Source organism: Rhodococcus sp. KRD175, from assembly GCF_017168275.1.
GTDB classification, from domain to species: domain Bacteria; phylum Actinomycetota; class Actinomycetes; order Mycobacteriales; family Mycobacteriaceae; genus Rhodococcoides; species Rhodococcoides fascians.
In genome coordinates, this window is record NZ_JABFAQ010000003.1 from 152,036 (window position 1) to 170,574 (window position 18,539).

The window sequence follows — 18,539 nt, forward strand, 5'->3', positions numbered from 1 at the left end:
CGCTCAGCTTTGTCATCGCTGCCCACGAGGAGAATCTGTGCGTCCTACGGAAAGCCTGGACGACCTGGTGACGGTCATATCGACGATCCTCATGCCGGCGGACGCCGACACTGCTCAAACGGCGTTCGGGCGAGTCCTCAGAACGCTGGTCGAGCATTTTCGGTGCGATGCTGGCTTCCTTCGGCGCAACGATCACGAGATCAGAGCCAGCATCATGGTCACCGAGTGGCCGATTCGCCCTGACGCCCCTGTTCCCGACCCATTGGGAACGGTCTACTTCGACAATGCAGACTCGGTATTTGCCCAATCGGAACACCTCGCAGCCCCCGTCGTGTTCAGGCCGGGCAAGGACATCGAGGACTATCGGCAACGAATCGAGGCCGCATCAGGACATGCCGCGACGTCAACGGTGGTCGTTCCGCTGCTGGGATCTCGAACCGAAGGGGTTCTCGGGCTTGTGCACCTCGGAGACAGGCCTTGGTCGGCCAAAGAAACCAACGCCCTGATGGTCGTCGCAACGATGCTCACGCAGGTCCAAGGGCGAATCGAGGCGCAGGAGTCGCTTCGACTTGCGGCGTTGCACGACTCTTTGACGGGGCTACCGAACAAGCTCGGGATCACCAATGAGCTCGACCACCGGCTGACCGACGTGAGAGCAGAGGACCCGGTTACGGTGCTCTTCTTCAACTTCGACCGCCTCGAAGCTCTCAACGACTTTCATGGACATGCCGCCCGGGACTTCTATCTGGAGTCGCTGGTGAGAACCCTCCGGAAGGTGCTCGGCGAGGGTGCGTTCCTGGGTAGGTGGGCAGACCACGAGTTCATCGCGCTGCTTCAACCCAGGCAAACCGACTCGACCGACGCCGCGAAGCTGCTGTCCCCCAGTGCTGTTGCCGCGAGAGTTCTTGAAGCGGTGGCAGAAACTACGGTGGCGATCGGCGGCGACTCGATTACTCGCACAGTCTCCGTTGGAGTGACCACGGCCTTTCCTGGCGTCGACGAGGTCCACGAGTCAATCGTTCACGCTGATCAAGCTGCCCTGGTAGCCAAGCGTAGAGGTGGGAATGGAGTGGCCTTCTTCGATCACACCATTCGCGCGGCGAGCTCGCTGAGAAACGACGTCGAGCTGCATTTGCACGCCGCCATCCACGACGACGATCTGGTGCTGCACTACCAGCCAGAAGTCGACCTTGTGTCAGGCCGTGTCACTGCCGTCGAGGCGCTCGTACGTTGGCAACACCCTCAGAGGGGTCTCCTGCCCCCCTCAGCGTTCCTAGCCGTGGCAGAAGGTTCTGATCTGGCGATCGAGCTTGGCGAGTGGGTTCTGGGCGCGGCTACGTCGGCGTACGCGGGCTGGCTGCGTGAGTTGCCGAACCTCGACGTCGTGTTGAGTGTGAACGTCTCCCCCAACCATCTACTCGCCCCGCGGTTCCTTGACACCGTTGATGTTGCGCTCTCCCAGAGCGGCATGGACCCCGGCAGGTTGTGTTTGGAAGTAACAGAACACAGTGTCGTGCAAGACACCGAGCAGACAGCCAAGGTGCTCTCGCAAGTAAGGGACCTCGGAGTGAAGGTTGCGATCGACGACTTCGGTACAGGCTTCAGCTCACTGATCAATCTGAAGATACTTCCGGTCGACGTGGTCAAGATTGATCGCGAGTTCGTCCGAAACCTAGAGCATGACTCGCATGACCAGGCGATCGTCCGGGCCGTTGTTTCTTTGGCGGATTCGTTCGCCCTGAAGGTTGTTGCGGAGGGAGTCGAGTCAGCAGCAGCGAGCAAGGCGCTGATTTCATTGGGCTGTACGAGCGTGCAGGGCTATTACTACTCAAGGCCCGTGACTGCCGAGAGCGTGAAAGCTATGTTCTCAGTCCCATTCGAGGGTGTTCGATAGCGGACTGGCCATCCAGCCGACCGCGAATTCCCCGTTGTGGGCGAAGACGTGAATCCATCGTAGGGCGGCCGCGGCTGCTTGGCCGGGACGAGCAAGCCCTTTTCGAGTGAAAAATAACAGTAATGCCAGTATTGACATCAATAATGTCTGCTATATGTGAAGCTGAGTAGGGATGCGCTGTCGGCTCGCGGTGGCATGTCCGCCCTTCCGTCCATCGAGTGAGTTAGACGACTCGGCTTTGCGTCGTGTCGTGTCCGGAGCGCGGGCGCTCTCGCCGGAACCCGTGGAACTTCTTCGCAGCCATCGACGGCAAGTGATTGCCAGTATTACTGCTAATACCTCCTGACCGGGCGATCTATCCAATCGATCGGGCCGAAGTGTGCCGGGCGTTCCCATCAGTAGCAGTAATACTGCTAATGATGCTAATGTATGTGACAGTATTACTGGCATAGTTGTTAATGCTGGCGTAGGTGGTATTAACAGTGATAACGTCAAAGTTGGCATTAGCAGTTTTGACTGTATTCATGCTTATAGCAGTAATGCTGACATTGCCGCTTTTGGCAGCATTACTGTCAAAATCTGGGGATGTCATCGTCCATGTCGAAGCCGTCATGTCTTAGCCGAGAGGGGCCCACCAAATCGTGAGCGCAGATGCAGCTTATGACCGCGAGCGAGTTATCGCCTTCATCAACGGCAAGGGAGGTGTCATGAAGACGACGCTGTCGGCCAATGTGGGAGGCCTGGCAGCGGCCTCCGGCTATCGCGTCCTCATCGTCGACTTCGATCCTCAGGGAAATCTCGCAGAAGATCTCGGCTACACCGAGACTGACCGCGACGACCATGGTCGTGCTCTTGCAGCCGCTCTGACGTTTGGGGGAGTGGTCGAGCCAGTCAGAGGTGTTCGTGAGAACCTCGACGTCCTGACAGGTGGCGTCCATTTGGAACAGGCCACAGCAGCCCTCGCATCCAAGGCTGCCAAAGATCCGCACGGAGCAAAGCTCGCACTTGCAGCCCTCCTGAGGCCGCTGGCCGGCGACTACGACCTCATCATCATCGACTGCCCGCCAGGTGACGAGACGTTGCAGAACGCCGCTCTTGCCGCAGCTCGTTGGGCGGTTGTGCCGATCAAGAGTGATGCTTCGAGTCGGAAAGGGCTCGCAGCCGTCGCTCACCGGCTCGACGCAGTCCTTGAGATCAACCCCAGTCTCGACCTTCTCGGCGTCGTTCTGGTGGGTGTTGGTAAGTCTGCGACTGCAGTTCAGGAGCGGGCCCGCAAGCTTGTCGCGGAAGCATTCCAGGACGACAGTGTCCTCTTCACCGGGGTTGTGCGTCATTCCGAAGCCACCGCTCAGGCCACCAGGGAGCGTGGACTTTTGGTGCACGAACTAGATGATGCAGTCCGGAAAGGGCCGAAGTGGTACGAGGTCATACGCGGCGAGGCGCAGGCGCAGTCACTTGCACCGAAGTCATCAGGGTCTGTCGCTGACGATCTCCTCGCTATTACTCAAGAGATGATCGCCCGCATTACAGCTGCAGAGGAGAAGGCGAACGCATGACTGAGCCCAAGCAGGACCGCGTCGTGTCGGGACTCGCTCCGCGTCGACCGCAGGTCACGGGCGACCTTTCGAGACTTCAAGCAAAGAATCGGACACCGGTACCGCCGCCACCATCCACGTCGACTCCGCCCGCGACGGCGGCAGCAACCAAAGAAGACAACGCAGGTAAGAGGCGGATCACCGTCTATATCGACAACGAGATATTCAGCCGCGCACGCGGTGTCCACAAAGCGACAGCGCACCTCGAAGACGATCGATCGTGGTCACAGTTCATCGAGAAAGCCCTGCTCCGCGAGGCCGAAGCACGTGAAAGATCACACAACAACGGGGCGCGGTACAGCGGATCCGACACCCCGCTGTCACCCGGTCGACCTCTTTCCTCGTAACCCCCCCAGCGGCCTTCTTCTCATCAAATACAAACCCGACACGGGGGCCCCGGTAGTGCGGACACACCACCGGGGCCGTCGGCCACAGACAACTCAAGGAGCTGTGACCTATGAACAACCGTAACGCTGACCAATCCACCGAACCATCAGGCACCGACTCTCACGGCATCAGCCAGCCAGCCGAAATACACCCCGCCATCATCAAGTGGGCACTCGGTATCGGACTCATCGTGGCCATCGCCGTGACCGCATCAAGCTTCAAGCTCAGCTTCTCCACCCTCTACGACCTCGCCACCATGGCACGGCTGGGCGACTCCGCCTGGGTGATCCCCGTAGTCCTCGACGGACCGATCCTCGTAGCCGGCATCTTCCGCGTCGCACTGTCCCAACACACCGACAGGGCCACAGTGATCGGCCGACGCTTCATCATCGCCGTCTACACGCTCGCCGGACTGGCCAGCATGGCAGGCAACGCCTACCACGCAGTCCTCACCGTCACCGACCTCAACGCCGGAGTCGCCGCCGCACTCGGAGCGCTCGCGCCCCTGATGGTGATGACCATGTGCGAAATGATGTCCATCGGTATCAGTGCACCGCGGCACCGCCGTAGTCCAACGACACCGTCAGTCACCGAAGCGCCCGCCGCCGAGCAGCTATCCACTACCGCCACTGGCGGCAACGAGGCACAAATCGGCCCTGTCCTACCACCCACTGACGCCGAGCAGCTCGAGGCGTTCATAGCCGAACGCGGGGACCTTCCCCAGGTCGTCTGGGACACAGCAAACGTCTACCTCAATCACCCAAAGGCAATGGGCAAGTTCAACAAAACCGCCGACGTAATGCGCGTTGTTCCGAGCACCGTCGCGGATCGATACGACAAGTGGGTCGAATTTCAACAGAAGTTCGCAGCCTTCAAAGCAACCCCGCAGGAGATCCCGGCACAGGAAAGCGGGGTGGTCGGGGGAGACCCGCACGACCTGCCGCCGTCTCATGCCAATTCCGAAGGTGCTGCTCCGGTCGCCTACGCGGAGGCGGCACGATGACGCAGCAACGAGCCATCAAGACCCGTGCCGCAGTCATCGCCGCCGCCGCACACGAGTTCGCCGAACGCGGCTACGCCGGCGCGTCGATCAACAGCATCATCGCCAACTCCACATCCACCAAAGGCGCTCTCTACTTTCACTTCTCATCCAAAGAAGCCCTCGCCGAAGCCGTCCTCGACAACGTACGAGCGGCATACAACCGGATCGTGGAGCGCCGGCGTGGCGCACACATCCACCCCTTCGACTCCATCGCGGGAATCGTCGACGACATTGCGGCCGTCGTCATCGGCGTCTCAGGGCGCGCAGAAATGAAGCTGGTGCTCGATCCGCCGTCGCCCGATCTGGAGCGACCGTCCCACGTATGGGAAGCGGCAATCCGAAACCACGCCGTCGAGGCCGAGCAAGCAGGGTTCCTCCGTTCAGGGTTCACCGCAGTGCGGTTTACCAACTTCCTCGTCGCCACGCTCGCCGGACACCGGATCCTTGCCGACATAACCCCGGCATTCAGCGACCCTCCGGACCTCCGCGACCTCTTCGCGGACACCGTCGAGACAGTCATCAGAGCAGCGGCCACCGACCAATACCTTCACGCTCACGTCGAAACGGGGGAGCAGACCACACCGGCTGCAGCTGGTACCAATGATCAGGTGAGCGAGCGATGACCACCGTCGACCGGCCCGCGAACCGGCCCGCGAACCGGCCCGCACAGCGGCCGGCCAAGAGAGCCCGTACCGCGAAGCCCCGCCGGCCGTGGGCCAAGCCCGGTGACGATCGAGTCGTCATCATTGACATCGACGGCGTTCTCGCTGACCTCAGCGCCTACGAGTCGCTGCTTGACGTCGACGAAAGGCCGGCCGAGCAACGGTGGGAAGAGTTCTTCGCTCACATTCCCGACGCCGCAGTCATCGAGACCGGCTACGACCTCGCCTGGGCCATCGACGGTCTCGGATACACCATCGTCTACTCCACCACCCGGCCCCGGTACACCCGAGACCCCTCAGGGCTCTGGCTCACCACCAAAGACTTCCCGCCAGGGAAAGCCATGTTCACCAGGCCGAAAACCCCGGCAGGACGGCACCCACAACCGGCCTGGCAGACCAAGCTTTCTCACGCCCGAGCCGTCACCCACCAACACCGGGCCTGGCTCCGCGCATTCATCGACGACGAATCGGCCATGCTCGCCAAGCTCACTGCCGTCGAGATTCCCGCCGTCGGCGGCACACCCTCGCGGGTCTGACGACAACAGAGCTGCGCCGAGCGCTGGAAACGCCCGTAAACTAAGGGACTCGACGTACTCCTACATCGACCGTTACATGACGCCAAACTCTCTTGGCTGCGCCATTCTCAACGGACGAGGGCCACCAACGCACCGTCCCCGCGCAGGCCAAGATGATCGTCCTAGAGCGACAGAACAGGCATCAAGACACCGACCGTGACCTGCACACCATTAGGCAGGCGCGCCAGAGCGGCGTGATCGGCAGGCACTTCCCAGTGATGCACGTATCCCCATCGATCGAGAACCTACTCTGGCTACCCGATCTGGTCAGTCACACTTATCGTCGGTACATCACCCACGACGAAGACCTCGTCACTCGCCTCGACGGGCAAACAGTGACGATCGAACTGCCCGCAAATAAGAGCGACCCCCTGGGTGCCGCAGCATATGTCCAAGGGGTAAGCCGACTGTTCCGCTAGGAAGGGCCGGTCTCTGCTCGCTCCCATCATCTCGCACCAATGCCACGATTGCAAGCATGCGCCATGACCCTGCTCTGCTCGCTCCGGATACGATCCAAGGGATCGTAATTTTTGGCACCTCCATGGACTTCGAGAGCCAGGCCAGCATGGATAGAGGGTGCTGGAACGGGTCAGAATTCTGCAGCCCATCCATCGATGCACTATCGGCGCCAGTCAGTGACGACTGGGTGGTAGACGACGATTTCGTTATCGCCGTCCTTGGCGCGCCGGCTTCGGCGAGAATGTCTCCGACGAAGAACGGAACTTCTGGCTGAAAACCTACCGCGCCAACTACACCGGAGACGAGGGCCGGCGCCGACTCCGGACGAGCACGATCAATCTCCGCGACCGGGATGGCCTCGAGGCACGCCTCAACGAAGTGAAATGCCCAGTGTTGTGGCTGCAAGGCACCGCCGACCAGGTGTACTCCGTCGCCAACGCCGAGCATGGAATTTCACAGTTCACGCAATCTCCATCAGCCGAACTCCAGATCGTTGACGGCGGGCAGCACTTTCTGACCGCATCACACCCCGACATCGCCAACACCGCTGTGCGTGCATTCGTCGAACGGTGGACGTGAAGCAACCATGCATCTCCGCCCTCGACCTTCCAAGAAACAAGACGGCCCTTCCGGGGCCGCAGTCCCCTGGTGACTGCGGTTATTCGGGGCGGGCGATGGGTTTGTCGTCCTGATTAGGTGGTGTCGAAGTCGACCTCGACTCGGAATACATCGGCTCGAAGCCAGGAGATCGTGAGTTCCACGGGGTGGTGGTTGCGTGCGGCGGCATCGGTGCGGGACCGGATAGAGATGACCGGTGGGCGGCCGCTCAGTTCGAGGTGCTCGGCGACGTGGGGTGGCGCCGGGTCGATGGCGACGCCGAACCATCCGCGCTCGGGTTCCAGCTTGTAGTGGGTGGCCAGGGTGTCGTGCAACGAGCCGGCAGGGTCGAGGATCTGGGGTAGGTCGGGGACGAGTTGGGGGTCGAGGTAGGTGTCTGCGTAGCCGACGAGCTCGTGGTCGATGTATCGGTTACGGGAGAGTGCGAGCAGTTGTCTGCGTGCTCCCACTTTCATGCGGTCACGGACCTCGGCGGGTGGGGTCTCGAGTCGCCACCCGGTGGTGCGAACGTCTGGGGCGAATCCGGCTTTGCGGACGCTTGCGCTCCAGGACGGTGGGATGTGTCGACTGATGGTGTAGTCGATGCGTCGGGACACGAAGGTGCCGCTGCCCTGCCGACGGCGCACGAGATAGCGCCTCTCCAGCTCGGTCAGTACGGCTCGGGCGGTGAGCCGGCTGACGCCCAAGGTGCGGGCTAGTTCGTCTTCTGACGGGAGCCGGGTGCCGACGGGCTGGTCGGCGATCTGCTCGGCGAGTGCGTCGGCGGCGGAAAGGTACACCGGTACCCGAGGACTGGTTTTGACGGGTGCGGCGTCGCTGATGGGCGTGATCATACTGCGGGAACGAAGGAGGTCGACAGGTTTCGTGGCGGATCGTTGACTGCTCCGTCGGGCACTTTTCCCGCGAGTGATTGCAGGATGGATCTCGCCGCGTGCTCCTCGATCGCCAAGCGTGCCGACGCGACCGCAGATCCGAGGTGCGGGGTGAAGAGGGTATGGCTTGTCAGTTCCATCAGGTCCGTGTGCAGGCCGCTGGGGCGGTCGGGTCGGGAGAGGTCCTCGAATTCGAACACGTCTGCGGCATATCCGCCGAGGTGTCCGCTGCGCAGGAGTTCGGCCACTGCGCCTTCGTTCACCACTGAGCCTCGTCCGACGTTGACCAGCAGCGCTCCGGGTCGCATCGATGTCATCGCTTCGTGGTCGAGCAGGTGCAGTGTGTCCGCCGTCAGGGGGGCGCAGACCACCACGGAGTCGCTGTGCTGCAGAAGCTCGGCGAGTTCCACCCGTTCCATACCGATCGACGCCGCGGTTGCGGACGGCACCGGATCGGGGTCGTGGTAAAGAAGTCGGGGATTGAATCCGGCGAGCATTTGCGCCACGGCCCGGCCGAGTACGCCGGCGCCCACGATGCCAATCGTGGAGCCGCCGAGTGTGCGTCCGTAGAGCACCGGCCGCCAGCCGCGGAAACCGGCTCGCACGGTGCGGTCACCGGTCGCCACGTGTCGAGCGAGGCCGATCAGCAGCCCGACTGCCAATTCCGCGGTGGGTTCGGTGAGTAAGTCCTCGACTCGGGTGAGCCAGATGCCGCGCTCGGTGCAGGCGCTAACGTCGATGTTGTCGTAGCCCTTGAGTGCGCCGGCGACCACCTGCAGTCGCGGGCAACCGTCGAGGAACTGCGCGGTGATCTGGTCGGGCATGAACGCCATCAGCCCGTCGGCGTGTGCCACTCGGCGTCGCAATTCGGATGCCGGGAGGCTGTCGTCTTGCTGGTTCGGCACCACGTCGCACTCGCGGCCGAGCATTTCGAGGATCTGGGGATGCACCCGGTGGGTGAGAACGACCACCGGGCGCGCGGACGCGTTTGTCATTGGAACCTTCTTCGTAATGCTCCGCCGAGGGCGTCGACCACGGTGACGGTGGCGAGGATGACGAGCAGGATTGCGGAGACTTCCTGGTACTGGAGGGTGCGGAGGGCGGCGATCAGCTCGAATCCGATGCCGCCGGCGCCGACGACGCCGACGACTACCGAGGCGCGGAAGTTGAGCTCCCACCGGTAGACGGTGACGTCGGCCATTTGGGGCAGCACCTGCGGCAGGATGCCGTGCAGGATCACTTGTGCCCGGGTGGCTCCGGCGGCGCGGGCGACCTCGACGGATGCTTGATCGGCGCGTTCGATCGAGTCGGCGAAGAACTTTCCGACCATGCCGGCGGAGTGGATACCCAGTGCCAGTGCGCCGGGAAGGGCGCCGAAGCCGACGGCGGCGACGAACACGATCGCCATGATCAGCTCGGGCACCGATCGCAGGGTGTTGAGGACCAGGCGCGCGACCGCGTAGACGGTGGGGTGCGGGGAGGTGTTACGGGCCCCGAGCAGCGCGAGTGGGACCGACAGCAGGACCGCCAGTGCGGTGGCCGCGATACTCATCGACATCGAATCCCACAGTGGGCCCCACCACCGGTTGATGTGGGTGAAGTCCGGGGGCCACATGTCGCCCAGGAGGTCGGCGATGTCGGCCAGTCCGGTGATCATCCGTTCGCCGTCGAGTAGTCCCACCGCCCAGACGCACACCAGTACAAGGACGCCGACGACGCCCATGGCGGCGCTGTTGCGCCCCCAGCTGATCCGCACCCGACGCGAGATGCCCCGGTACTGTTCTTCCCGCCGTTCCTCGACGGGGTCCGGCAAAGTGTCGGCGGTCACTGGTAGTCCGCCAGGTCGATGTCCAGCAGGGGCGCGAGGTCGCGCACCGCGTCGTAGTCTTTATCGGTCACAGGTCCGAAACCGGCGGCCTCGAACGCCTCGAGCACGGCATCGTCGTCGAGTTCTAAAAACGCCGCCCGCACTTTTGCCTTGAAGTCCTCGGGCAGGTTCGTCTGCATAGTCCACGGGTAGTTGTAGTAGGGCTCGGACTCCTGGACGGTCACGACCACCTCAGGGTCAATGGTCCCGTCTCGGACCATGCGCTCGTAGATGGGCAGGCTCATGCCGCCCGCGTCGGCGTTGCCGTTCTGCACTGCCAGCGCCACCGCGTCGTGGGCGCCGACGTGCTGTTCTTCGTAATCGCCGTCGTCGACGCGCAGGTCTGCTTCCTCGGCGAGCATGGCCTTGGGTATCAGGTGGCTGGAGGTGCTGGCCGGGTCTCCCCACGCGACGGTCTTGCCAGCGACGTCGTCGAGTGTGGTGATGCCGGAGTCGGCATTGGCGAGAAACACCCCTTGGTAGGTGGGGGCAGCGCCTTCTTCCTCCTGCAGCGCGGCGAAGGGCTCGATGTCGGCCTGCTCCTGGGCGAGCACGTAGGACAATGGCCCGAAGTAGGCCAGTTCCAACCGGCCGCGGGTCATCGCCTCGATCATCGAGGAGTAGTCGGTGGTGACGATGAGTTCGACCTCGACGCCCAACTCGTCCTCTAGGTATTCCTTGAGCGGTTCGTTGTCCTGGATCACTTGAGACGCGTTCTCGTCGGGCAGCAGGGCCACGCGGAGGGTCTCAGGCACCTCGCCGGCGGCAGGCTCGGAGGTGGAGCCGGAGCCGCAGCCGGTGAGAACAAGCGCGAAAGAGCTCAGCGCCGCCAGGGCGGCAACTGTGGAACGGGCTGGTCTGGTCATTGTGAAGAACTCCAGGATCTGGTGAATGTGATTCGGGTGATGCGAACAGCTTCCGGTCAGCGGACACCAGCAGCGAGGTGGCCGGTGACAGTACTGGTGACGGCGTCGCCGTCGGATTCCCCGTTGGGTTCCTCAGTGACGCCTTCGTAGATGAGTCGGATGGCGTCATCGGTGACATCGGACGCGGGGCTGTCATGCACGATCTCGCCGTGTGCGAGGCCGACGATGCGGTCGGCGTGCTCAAGGGCCAGGTCGACCTGGTGGAGGCTGGCGACGAGTGTGATGCCGTTGTTGTGACAGACACGGCGCAACAGCGCCATCACCCGGCCTGCGGTGGCCGGGTCGAGGCTGGCAACCGGCTCGTCGGCGAGGATCAGCTGCGGCTGTTGGGCGAGTGCGCGGGCGATGCCGACGCGCTGCTGCATGCCGCCGCTGAGATTGTCGACCCGGGTGAGCGCGTTGTCGAGCAGACCAACCTGGTCGAGCGCCTCGAGGGCGATGCGCTCGTCGGCGCGACCAGCGGGCAGGAGACCGTGCCAGAAACTGTGGTAGCCGACTCGGCCGAGCAGCACGTTGCGCAGCGCGGTGTACCGCGGGACCAACTGGTGGTGCTGGAAAACCATGCCAGTGCGCCGGCGATGCCGTCGTAATGCACGGCGCGAGTCCAGTGCCGGGAGACCGGCGGCACGCACAGTCCCGGTGGTGGGCTGCACGAGCAAATTTATGCACCGCAGCAGCGTCGACTTGCCGGCTCCCGAAGGACCGAGCAGCACGGTCACCTGCCCGGCCTCGATCGTCAGGTCGGTTCGGCGCAGCGCCTGCACGCCCCCCTTGTAGGTCTTGCTCACCTCGACGAGATCGATCATGAAAACCCCTCTGTAGGACTTGGTCGAACACCCCGAAACCTATAGAGGACTTATGAACGGACGATCAGGGTTGAGAGAACGGTGAGTGAACCCCGTCCGACCATCCGATGCCGGTGAACGACCGATGACTTCCGCGTTCATGCGACGGCCATAGGGCCCTGTCAGAATGTGTCGTCATGACCTTCGGAAACTCGTGCTGGCCGCCGACAGATTTCGTGATCGGCCACGTCACAGCGGTGCTACCCGATCGGGTGGAGGACAACGCAAGAGTGGTGGTGCGCGAGGGTCGGATCGCCGAGGTGGGCCCACACCCGCCGGGTGCCGGCTGCACCCTGGACGCCCATGGCGCCCACTTGCTGCCGGGCCTGGTCGACGTCCACACCGACATCCTCGCGCGGGAGACCCGGCCGCGACCGGGCGTCGTCCTAGACCCTGCCTTCGCACTGACGTCGGCGGGCGGCCGTCTACGCGCGGCAGGAATCACGACCGCCTTCCACGGCCTTGCATTCCAGGAGCACTCCATCGTGGGAACGACGATCGGTTCCCCCGCTGCCGCAGAATTGTCCGATTCGCTGCGTCATGCCGACGACACCCAGGTCGACCACCAGGTCTTGCACCGGTTGGACGCCCGCTGCGAGTACGGCCGGACGCTGCTCGCAACGGAGCTGGCCGCACTCGACGACTCCGCGGATTCTGAAAGGCTTCGGAGCATCACCACACCGGATGATTCCCAACGCGCACGGGTGCCGATCGTCTCGCACGAGGACCACACACCGGGGCAGGGGCAGTTCGCCGACCCCACGACCATGCAGCGGTGGCTGATCACCAACGAGGGTATGACCGAGGCCGCTGCGGTCGACCACGTCGATCGGTGGCGTCGCACCCGCGCCGAACGTCTCACCGTGCGAGACCGCGCCCTCACGTGGCTGGGCGACCTGGCCCGAGCCGGACACATCCGGCTCTTCGGCCACGACCTGGCCACCCCGGAAGACGTCGCGGCTGCCGCCGACCGCGGCTGCACCGTGGCGGAGTTCCCAACGACCCTGGACGCCGCCCGTGCCGCCCGCGACCGAGGCATGCTCGTCGTTGCTGGCGCCCCGAACGTCGTCCGTGGCGGCTCCCACACCGGGAACGTCTCGGCAGCCGAGCTCGTCGTCGCCGGTGTGGCCGACTCCCTGGCCAGTGACTACCTTCCCTCCTCTATGCTCCCAGCCGCAGTGCGACTTGTGCGCGACGGCGTCCTCTCACTCCCACACGCCGTTCGACTGATCACCTCAGGCCCGGCCGCCTGTGTCGGTCTCTGCGACCGTGGCGCGCTGACCGAAGGCTTCCGAGCCGACCTCGTCCTGACTGACCTCAGCAAGACTTGGCCCGTCGCCCACGTCATTTCGACTCAGTCGCATACCGCTGCCCGCGAGTAGCTCGGATTCAGCGGCAGTAGGCCACGAGGACTGTCACCGCTTCGGCTGTCTCACACCAGTCCGGCGGATAGGGACAGGTCGGTATCGAGAATTGTCGGTCACCCCAGTCGCGTCCACCGCGTCCCTACCGCGCAGGCTCCAGCCGACGTCGTCCGCCTCGATTCCGCCGTCACCATCCGCGCAGCAGACACCTCAGTTCAATCCGGTTACTTGCCGCGGACACCGCGCGGCAGCTTGAGGAGCAACGCCAACAGGCGCGTCTCCGTCATGCCCGACGTCGGTGGATCGAGGCTAAGTGCGTGCCGCGATCAAGGATCCGGATCAGGTCTTGATGAGTGCTTCAGGATTATCTCCGTGGAGGAAATCGAGAGCTCACTGCTGAACTCAGGCTGAGTTCTACCAGGTCACCTGTGCTCGCAGAAGGTCGCAGAAGCGGAGTGGCGATCTGAACGGGCCGGTGAGGGCCGGGCCTTCCAGCAGGCGACCGCGAGCGACAACTACTTGCACTATGAGACGCCATGTCTAACATGGACACTATGTCTCATAGTGATGTGGCCGACGCCACGTATCTCGACCGGTTTCGGCGCGCGCAGCGATTGTCCTACGAGTGCGTGGAAGCGGTCGCCGCGACGCTTGAGGAGGGTGTGACCGAACGGGAGACGGCCGGCCGTCTGCACGACTGGCTCACCGAGCGCGGTGTTCGCGACTGGTTCCACACCCCGTTCGCCTGGTTCGGTGACCGCACCGCCTTCCGGCATTTCGTGACCCCGCTGCACTTCTTCCCCACCCGGCGGCGGCTCGCCTAGCCGCGTGACGAGCCCGCCCTGTGATGAAGGGGAGTTGGCAATCAACGTCTGAACTGCGAACTTTCCATGTTCGCGTTCGCCGGAAATTGTGGGTTGAGTCCGATTGATGGTTGGCAGTGCTGCCGGTCGTGCCGGCCGGAGCTGCTCCTGTTGTTCTGGGTAGCCTTCCCGCTGGCAGAGCTCTTGGTGGCCGGGCCGCGTTGCCCCACGGGTGTTCCCGCATATCGGTGTAGTCGGTGACTGGATGATTTCACGCCGTTAGTTAGTGGGCCGCCCTTGGTGGCGTCGAGACCCTGGGTAACTAGCAGTTCTAGCAGCTTCGGCTTGTCTGCTTAGGCGTTGGATCCTGCCATCGCGAGCCGTGCCGGCTGCGGATTGTCGAAACGCTTCTTATCGGCGCCGGCGAGGTAGTACGCCCCCACGTAGCCAGCATCGGTTCGGCAGGGGATGAGGTCACTTGTAGACGTCGCCGCGGTGGCCGATGCGCAGCACGAGCACGACGAGGGCGTCGTCTTCGATGTCGTAGATTATGCGGTAGTCGCCCACGCGGATGCGGAGCTCGCCGTCGCCTCCGGCTAGCTGTATCGCGCCGGGCGGTCGTGGGGTAACAGCCAGGGCTTCAATGGCGCGGACGATTCGCTTTTGCTCAGTGGGGTGAACTTTGCGGAGGGCTTTGGCAGCCGAGGGCTTATAGGTGATCGAATAGGGCATCAGCGGGTGTGAGGCGCAGGTCTACAGGCCCAGTTCCGCCATGAGGTCTTCGTGGGAGATGCTGCCGTCCTCGCGGCGGGCGTCGGCCGCGCCGCGAACGTCGGCCTGATCCTCCAGGGCCTGCAGTGCACGGTCGAAGAACTCCGGCGAGACGACAACGGCGCGTCGACGGCTTCCCCGGCTGAGGATTTCCACCGGCGCCCGCTGTGCGGCGTCGAGTACCTCACTCTGATGGGCGCGGAAGTTGCTGAGCGTCGTGGTCACCATGACACTAGAGTACATCTTGTACAATCCGCGGTCGAGTGGTCCCCGGGTGCTGCGGGCGGTGCGGCCGCCGGCGTCCGGTGCGGGCAGATTATCGCCACGCCTTACTCTCCCTCCATCACCGGCTCGGGCTGCTGACCGTGTCTCCGCCGCCAGACGTCGCCTGCTTCGTCGGCGAACTGGAGATCCGCTCGCACTTCACTGGCTTCGGGGGCGCTGTACATTACCTCCGCGGTTCCGTCTCGTGGGATCACTTGTGGATACCTATCGACCATTTGCTGCTGAGCGCCCTGTATCAGCGCCGAGAATCCTGGAGCAGAGCTCAGATGGCTACTGAATTGACCCGCATATGCGCCGAGGTTCGATGGAATGCCCATGGCACCTTGTCCATACATGGACTGGGCGCGGGAGCCGATAGCGTCGAGCGTGCCTCCGAGAGCTTGTGACATTCCGTCTCTGAAGATCTGCTCCAGCGAGATCGTTTCCTTCGCTGGGCGGCAAGCGCCCTCCAGACGGTTGCCCTGACTGTCGACTCCGTAGACATCGACTACGAGATCGGTAATCGGGCCTGAACTCGCATTGTTCACGGCAACCGTCCACAGGCCTCGCCCGATCGGCACGGGTTTTACTGACACGGTGACCGCTCGGATTCGACCACCGCTATTACCGGTCTCCGTGGCGCCGACCGAGTAGTAAGTGTTGTTGTCTCGGCCGACGATGACGTTCTTCTGGGTCGAGGTGAAAGTGTGCGCGGAAGCAGACGGGTCGCCTACCGCCTCCGCGCCTGAGGAGGGTGGGGCGGCCCCTGAGGGCTGCGGGCCGCGACTCCCTGGACTCGGAGATCCCCTCCGGCCACCACGTCTTCCGTGATGACACCACTTCCGCCGTCGACCGCCACATCGACTACCTCGATGTCTCCACTGACCGATGCTCGCTGAATCGCCACGCCGACGGTGCAGGGTAGATCGGGAGCCTCCTCCTCAACGGCCGTCAGAAGCGACTCCGCAAGCGCGAGCAGTTCCTCGTCGCTGTCGGCACCGACTTGAGTGAGTTTCTTTGCCAGCAGCTGGCGGCGAAGTTCCTCCTCAGGTTCCTGCTCCAATCCTTCGACCTCAGCGCCTACCGAACGGTATTTGCTCATGATCCGGCTCTTTAGCGCCGAATAGGCGTCGCCAATCGCCCTCTTCGTGACTTCACGCGCCCCCTCGGATGCGCCTACTGCGATCGCCGCAGCGATCAACGTCACGGGTTCCATCTGCCACCTCCGACTAAGGGGGACCGCGCCATGCTGGACCGCCTCAAACGAATCTAACGTCCACCTCCGACAGTCGACTCACCTTCGTCGGCGAAAGTGTCCGTCTCTCTGGGGTACACCCGTGTGGGACGGAACGCCGCCAACGGTCGCTGCTGTGTCACAGGGTCGAGTTCGATACTTATGAAACACCATCCCGTCGGGTCTAGGGTGTATTGATACACAGACCGGGCGAAAGGGACTTCTCGATGGCTGATCGGATCGGGACGTTGCTGAACCCTTCGGGTGATGGCGGCGAGGAGGTGCTCATCGTCAGCCGCGGGAAGGAGCGAACTCGGTTCCGGCGCCGGGACGAGTTGGACTGGAACTTTCGAGTGGAGTCGACGGACTCAGAGAACGTCGTCGAGGTAACGCCAAAGCCGAAGCCGGATCGCCGGGCGTCGCGTCCGCATGGGCAGCGGGTGGCGTACGTGCGGGTGTCGGCCGCCGATCAGAACGAGGCGCGTCAGCTCGAGGCGGTGGGGGAGTGCGACCGGATCTATGTCGAAAAACAGTCGGCTCGCTCTCGTGCCGATCGCGTGAAGCTCGAAGAGTGCATCAGGTACCTGCGCGACGGTGACGAACTCGTCGTCGCCTCGATGGACCGCCTCGCTCGTTCCCTCGTGGATCTTAAGCAGATCGTCGGTGAGATCACCGCGAAGGGCGCGAGCGTGGAGTTCGTCCACGAACGCGCCACCTACGCCGCCGGAGCCCAGGATCCTCGCGCCGATCTGATGCTTTCACTGCTCGGGGCGTTCGCCGAGTTCGAGAGGGCTATCATCCGTGAGCGCCAGGCCGAGGGCATCGCCATCGCCAAAGCGAAGGACAAGTACAAGGGACGCAAACGCGTCCTGACCGACGAACAGATTGACAAGGCCCGGGCCCGCATCGAGGCGGGGGAGGGGCCATCGGCGATCGCCCGCGATCTCGGAATCGGACGCTCCACGCTGTACCGGGCGCTCCAGAACAAATGACACCCACGTTGAAGTAGGTGGTCCGTCCCCCTTCCTGCATCGTTCCTCCTCCGCGCGGGCGCGCCACTGTGGTACGCTTCGTAAAACAGTCAAACAGGTAGTTTGACGGTGTTTTGAGGAGGATGTTGTGGCGACGATCGCCTTCCGTGTCGACGATGCCATGCGCTCCGAACTGGAGGAGCTCGCGCAGAGTCGGGGCGTGAGCCTGTCCGACCTGGTGCGATCCACCTTGGAAGGGCTGATCCTTCGAGACGATCCCCGGGGGCAGTGGACCGAGACCGCGCCGCGCACCCTGACCACCTACGAACGGCAGATGCTCGCCATGCAGCACCGCATCCTCGCCCACGTCATGCGACCCACGCATGAAGACGCCCCCACTGAGGACTGCGCCCACGTGGAGGGGGACCCCGACTATCAGCGCCAACGCGCCCAGATACTGGAAGGCGGGTACGTCACCGAATACAGCGACGTGTTCATCAGTACCCACCCCGAATTGACGGCTGACGAGTGCACCTTCGTGATGGATCTACTCGACATGTTTCGCGCCATCACCGTCAGCATCCAGCGTCTTCGGGGCGCCGGGCAGAGCATAGATGACGACACGGAACGGTTGCTCCAGTTTGACGGCTTTGATTACCAGGTCAAGGCCGAAACGCGACTCCTTGACTACGTCCGGCATCTCGTCAGCGAGACCCGCTGGTCCGAAGTGCTCCCCGTGCTAGGCCCTGATCACGACCACGGCAACTCCCACGGACCGAGGTTGGACCTCTACCAGCGGATCCTTAGCGAGTACCAGCTCATCCGCCACGAACAAAAGCCCCGTATCGAACTATCTGACTACCTACTCACAGCTGACCAGCTGCACCGTCTGGCTGACGCGGCAACCCACCCCTCACGCAGGCTCGACCACCAGTCGGGTGGCACGGCGGGATCGCCTTCCACGGTCGAAGGCTGACGGAACGTGGACCCGCGCAACAGAGGGGATCTCGACCGGCTAACAGCCCGCTATCGAAGCCTGCCCAGTGGAGAGCGGGTGGCGTTCGTAGACGAGGCGTATCGACTTCCCAACGAGTGTCGCCGAGGTGAGAAGCCCTTCTACGCACTGGCCGCGGTGCTACTGACGATCGACGATCACGCGACTATTCGCGCGGACCTGCACAGCATTGTCGGCGGCAATTGGTGGCATACCGTCGACGCACAGCAGACCAATGACGAACTCCCGAAAATCGAAGCGCTGACGGATTATCTCGCTGACTATCGCGACCCCTGCGTCCTGGCCGTCTGCCACACTCCTGGTCCGGATGACCAGGCCATCGGTATGCGTGCGGTGAGCCTGTCCGCGCTACTCGCCGCACTCGGATCCCAGGCT

At 63.4% G+C, this 18,539-nt stretch carries 20 protein-coding genes; 10 read left to right on the plus strand and 10 right to left on the minus strand.

Annotated features, from left to right (window positions below):
• Positions 1 to 67 precede the first annotated feature (67 nt).
• From J1M81_RS04075 to J1M81_RS04100, 6 genes are all read left to right on the plus strand, one after another.
• Positions 68 to 1,894: a bifunctional diguanylate cyclase/phosphodiesterase gene (locus J1M81_RS04075; RefSeq protein WP_155289663.1), complete on the plus strand. Its 1,827-nt coding sequence runs from the start codon at positions 68 to 70 to the stop codon at positions 1,892 to 1,894.
• Between the two features lie 641 nt (positions 1,895 to 2,535).
• Positions 2,536 to 3,450 (plus strand): ParA family protein, encoded by a 915-nt coding sequence (locus tag J1M81_RS04080; protein ID WP_080733466.1) that lies wholly within the window; start codon positions 2,536 to 2,538, stop codon positions 3,448 to 3,450.
• The gene (locus J1M81_RS04085) at positions 3,447 to 3,836 is read left to right on the plus strand and encodes a hypothetical protein (protein WP_032375747.1); all 390 of its coding nucleotides are present in this window, start codon (positions 3,447 to 3,449) and stop codon (positions 3,834 to 3,836) included. Before J1M81_RS04080 ends, J1M81_RS04085 begins: the two co-directional genes overlap by 4 nt.
• A 110-nt stretch (positions 3,837 to 3,946) precedes the next feature.
• Positions 3,947 to 4,879, plus strand: a complete 933-nt coding sequence (locus J1M81_RS04090) for a DUF2637 domain-containing protein (protein ID WP_052063214.1) — start codon at positions 3,947 to 3,949, stop codon at positions 4,877 to 4,879.
• Positions 4,876 to 5,541 carry a TetR/AcrR family transcriptional regulator gene (locus J1M81_RS04095; RefSeq protein ID WP_032375746.1) on the plus strand — a complete coding sequence of 222 codons (666 nt, stop codon included), beginning with the start codon at positions 4,876 to 4,878 and terminating at the stop codon, positions 5,539 to 5,541. Before J1M81_RS04090 ends, J1M81_RS04095 begins: the two co-directional genes overlap by 4 nt.
• Positions 5,538 to 6,116, plus strand: coding sequence for a hypothetical protein (locus tag J1M81_RS04100; protein ID WP_052063213.1), 579 nt, complete (start codon positions 5,538 to 5,540; stop codon positions 6,114 to 6,116). Before J1M81_RS04095 ends, J1M81_RS04100 begins: the two co-directional genes overlap by 4 nt.
• Positions 6,117 to 7,306: 1,190 nt before the next feature.
• On the opposite strand, the gene J1M81_RS04105 is transcribed toward J1M81_RS04100, so the two are convergent.
• From J1M81_RS04105 to phnC, 5 genes are all read right to left on the minus strand, one after another.
• Positions 7,307 to 8,065 (minus strand): GntR family transcriptional regulator, encoded by a 759-nt coding sequence (locus J1M81_RS04105; protein ID WP_052063212.1) that lies wholly within the window; start codon positions 8,063 to 8,065, stop codon positions 7,307 to 7,309.
• Complete coding sequence (locus J1M81_RS04110; protein ID WP_032375745.1) at positions 8,062 to 9,099, minus strand: phosphonate dehydrogenase; 1,038 nt, start codon at positions 9,097 to 9,099, stop codon at positions 8,062 to 8,064. The genes J1M81_RS04105 and J1M81_RS04110 overlap by 4 nt, the downstream gene beginning before the upstream one ends.
• Positions 9,096 to 9,932, minus strand: a complete 837-nt coding sequence (phnE, locus tag J1M81_RS04115; protein ID WP_206497649.1) for a phosphonate ABC transporter, permease protein PhnE — start codon at positions 9,930 to 9,932, stop codon at positions 9,096 to 9,098. Before phnE ends, J1M81_RS04110 begins: the two co-directional genes overlap by 4 nt.
• Entirely contained in the window at positions 9,929 to 10,804 is an 876-nt protein-coding gene (gene phnD, locus J1M81_RS04120) for a phosphate/phosphite/phosphonate ABC transporter substrate-binding protein (RefSeq protein ID WP_374223893.1), read from the minus strand. The genes phnE and phnD overlap by 4 nt, the downstream gene beginning before the upstream one ends.
• Positions 10,805 to 10,893: 89 nt before the next feature.
• Positions 10,894 to 11,703 carry a phosphonate ABC transporter ATP-binding protein gene (gene phnC / locus J1M81_RS04125; RefSeq protein WP_032375742.1) on the minus strand — a complete coding sequence of 270 codons (810 nt, stop codon included), beginning with the start codon at positions 11,701 to 11,703 and terminating at the stop codon, positions 10,894 to 10,896.
• A 176-nt stretch (positions 11,704 to 11,879) separates the two neighbouring features.
• Between phnC and J1M81_RS04130 the strand changes: the two genes are divergently transcribed.
• Positions 11,880 to 13,124, plus strand: a complete 1,245-nt coding sequence (locus J1M81_RS04130; protein ID WP_020171046.1) for an alpha-D-ribose 1-methylphosphonate 5-triphosphate diphosphatase — start codon at positions 11,880 to 11,882, stop codon at positions 13,122 to 13,124.
• 536 nt (positions 13,125 to 13,660) lie between these two features.
• Positions 13,661 to 13,930, plus strand: a complete 270-nt coding sequence (locus tag J1M81_RS04135; protein ID WP_080733475.1) for a M24 family metallopeptidase — start codon at positions 13,661 to 13,663, stop codon at positions 13,928 to 13,930.
• 453 nt (positions 13,931 to 14,383) lie between these two features.
• Here the strand turns inward: J1M81_RS04135 and J1M81_RS04140 are convergent, their stop codons facing one another.
• The 4 genes from J1M81_RS04140 to J1M81_RS04155 form a co-directional block, all read right to left on the minus strand.
• Positions 14,384 to 14,641 carry a type II toxin-antitoxin system RelE/ParE family toxin gene (locus J1M81_RS04140; RefSeq protein WP_032375740.1) on the minus strand — a complete coding sequence of 86 codons (258 nt, stop codon included), beginning with the start codon at positions 14,639 to 14,641 and terminating at the stop codon, positions 14,384 to 14,386.
• Positions 14,642 to 14,662: 21 nt separating this feature from the next.
• The gene (locus J1M81_RS04145; protein ID WP_032375739.1) at positions 14,663 to 14,908 is read right to left on the minus strand and encodes a type II toxin-antitoxin system prevent-host-death family antitoxin; all 246 of its coding nucleotides are present in this window, start codon (positions 14,906 to 14,908) and stop codon (positions 14,663 to 14,665) included.
• Between the two features lie 101 nt (positions 14,909 to 15,009).
• Positions 15,010 to 15,492 (minus strand): hypothetical protein, encoded by a 483-nt coding sequence (locus J1M81_RS04150; protein ID WP_230595442.1) that lies wholly within the window; start codon positions 15,490 to 15,492, stop codon positions 15,010 to 15,012.
• Between the two features lie 182 nt (positions 15,493 to 15,674).
• A complete protein-coding gene (locus J1M81_RS04155) occupies positions 15,675 to 16,160 on the minus strand; it encodes a hypothetical protein (protein ID WP_032375737.1) in 486 nt (161 codons plus the stop codon).
• Positions 16,161 to 16,405: 245 nt separating this feature from the next.
• On the opposite strand from J1M81_RS04155, the gene J1M81_RS04160 reads away from it, so the two are divergent.
• Both J1M81_RS04160 and J1M81_RS04165 read left to right on the plus strand, forming a co-directional pair.
• Entirely contained in the window at positions 16,406 to 17,170 is a 765-nt protein-coding gene (locus tag J1M81_RS04160) for a recombinase family protein (RefSeq protein WP_206497651.1), read from the plus strand.
• A 127-nt stretch (positions 17,171 to 17,297) separates the two neighbouring features.
• Positions 17,298 to 18,125 (plus strand): YfbU family protein, encoded by an 828-nt coding sequence (locus J1M81_RS04165; protein WP_206497652.1) that lies wholly within the window; start codon positions 17,298 to 17,300, stop codon positions 18,123 to 18,125.
• 159 nt (positions 18,126 to 18,284) lie between these two features.
• On the opposite strand, the gene J1M81_RS04170 is transcribed toward J1M81_RS04165, so the two are convergent.
• The gene (locus tag J1M81_RS04170; RefSeq protein ID WP_206497653.1) at positions 18,285 to 18,458 is read right to left on the minus strand and encodes a hypothetical protein; all 174 of its coding nucleotides are present in this window, start codon (positions 18,456 to 18,458) and stop codon (positions 18,285 to 18,287) included.
• Positions 18,459 to 18,539 lie beyond the last annotated feature (81 nt).

What these genes read in the sequence shown, in the direction of transcription:
- J1M81_RS04100 (WP_052063213.1), top strand. Translation starts at nt 5,538, where the DNA reads ATGACCACCGTCGACCGGCCCGCGAACCGGCCCGCGAACCGGCCCGCA.
- J1M81_RS04090 (WP_052063214.1), top strand. Translation starts at nt 3,947, where the DNA reads ATGAACAACCGTAACGCTGACCAATCCACCGAACCATCAGGCACCGAC.
- J1M81_RS04140 (WP_032375740.1), bottom strand. Translation starts at nt 14,641, where the DNA reads ATGCCCTATTCGATCACCTATAAGCCCTCGGCTGCCAAAGCCCTCCGC.
- J1M81_RS04105 (WP_052063212.1), bottom strand. Translation starts at nt 8,065, where the DNA reads ATGATCACGCCCATCAGCGACGCCGCACCCGTCAAAACCAGTCCTCGG.
- J1M81_RS04155 (WP_032375737.1), bottom strand. Translation starts at nt 16,160, where the DNA reads ATGGAACCCGTGACGTTGATCGCTGCGGCGATCGCAGTAGGCGCATCC.
- J1M81_RS04085 (WP_032375747.1), top strand. Translation starts at nt 3,447, where the DNA reads ATGACTGAGCCCAAGCAGGACCGCGTCGTGTCGGGACTCGCTCCGCGT.
- J1M81_RS04135 (WP_080733475.1), top strand. Translation starts at nt 13,661, where the DNA reads ATGTCTCATAGTGATGTGGCCGACGCCACGTATCTCGACCGGTTTCGG.
- J1M81_RS04145 (WP_032375739.1), bottom strand. Translation starts at nt 14,908, where the DNA reads ATGGTGACCACGACGCTCAGCAACTTCCGCGCCCATCAGAGTGAGGTA.
- J1M81_RS04130 (WP_020171046.1), top strand. Translation starts at nt 11,880, where the DNA reads ATGACCTTCGGAAACTCGTGCTGGCCGCCGACAGATTTCGTGATCGGC.
- phnC (WP_032375742.1), bottom strand. Translation starts at nt 11,703, where the DNA reads ATGATCGATCTCGTCGAGGTGAGCAAGACCTACAAGGGGGGCGTGCAG.
- J1M81_RS04160 (WP_206497651.1), top strand. Translation starts at nt 16,406, where the DNA reads ATGGCTGATCGGATCGGGACGTTGCTGAACCCTTCGGGTGATGGCGGC.
- J1M81_RS04110 (WP_032375745.1), bottom strand. Translation starts at nt 9,099, where the DNA reads ATGACAAACGCGTCCGCGCGCCCGGTGGTCGTTCTCACCCACCGGGTG.
- J1M81_RS04095 (WP_032375746.1), top strand. Translation starts at nt 4,876, where the DNA reads ATGACGCAGCAACGAGCCATCAAGACCCGTGCCGCAGTCATCGCCGCC.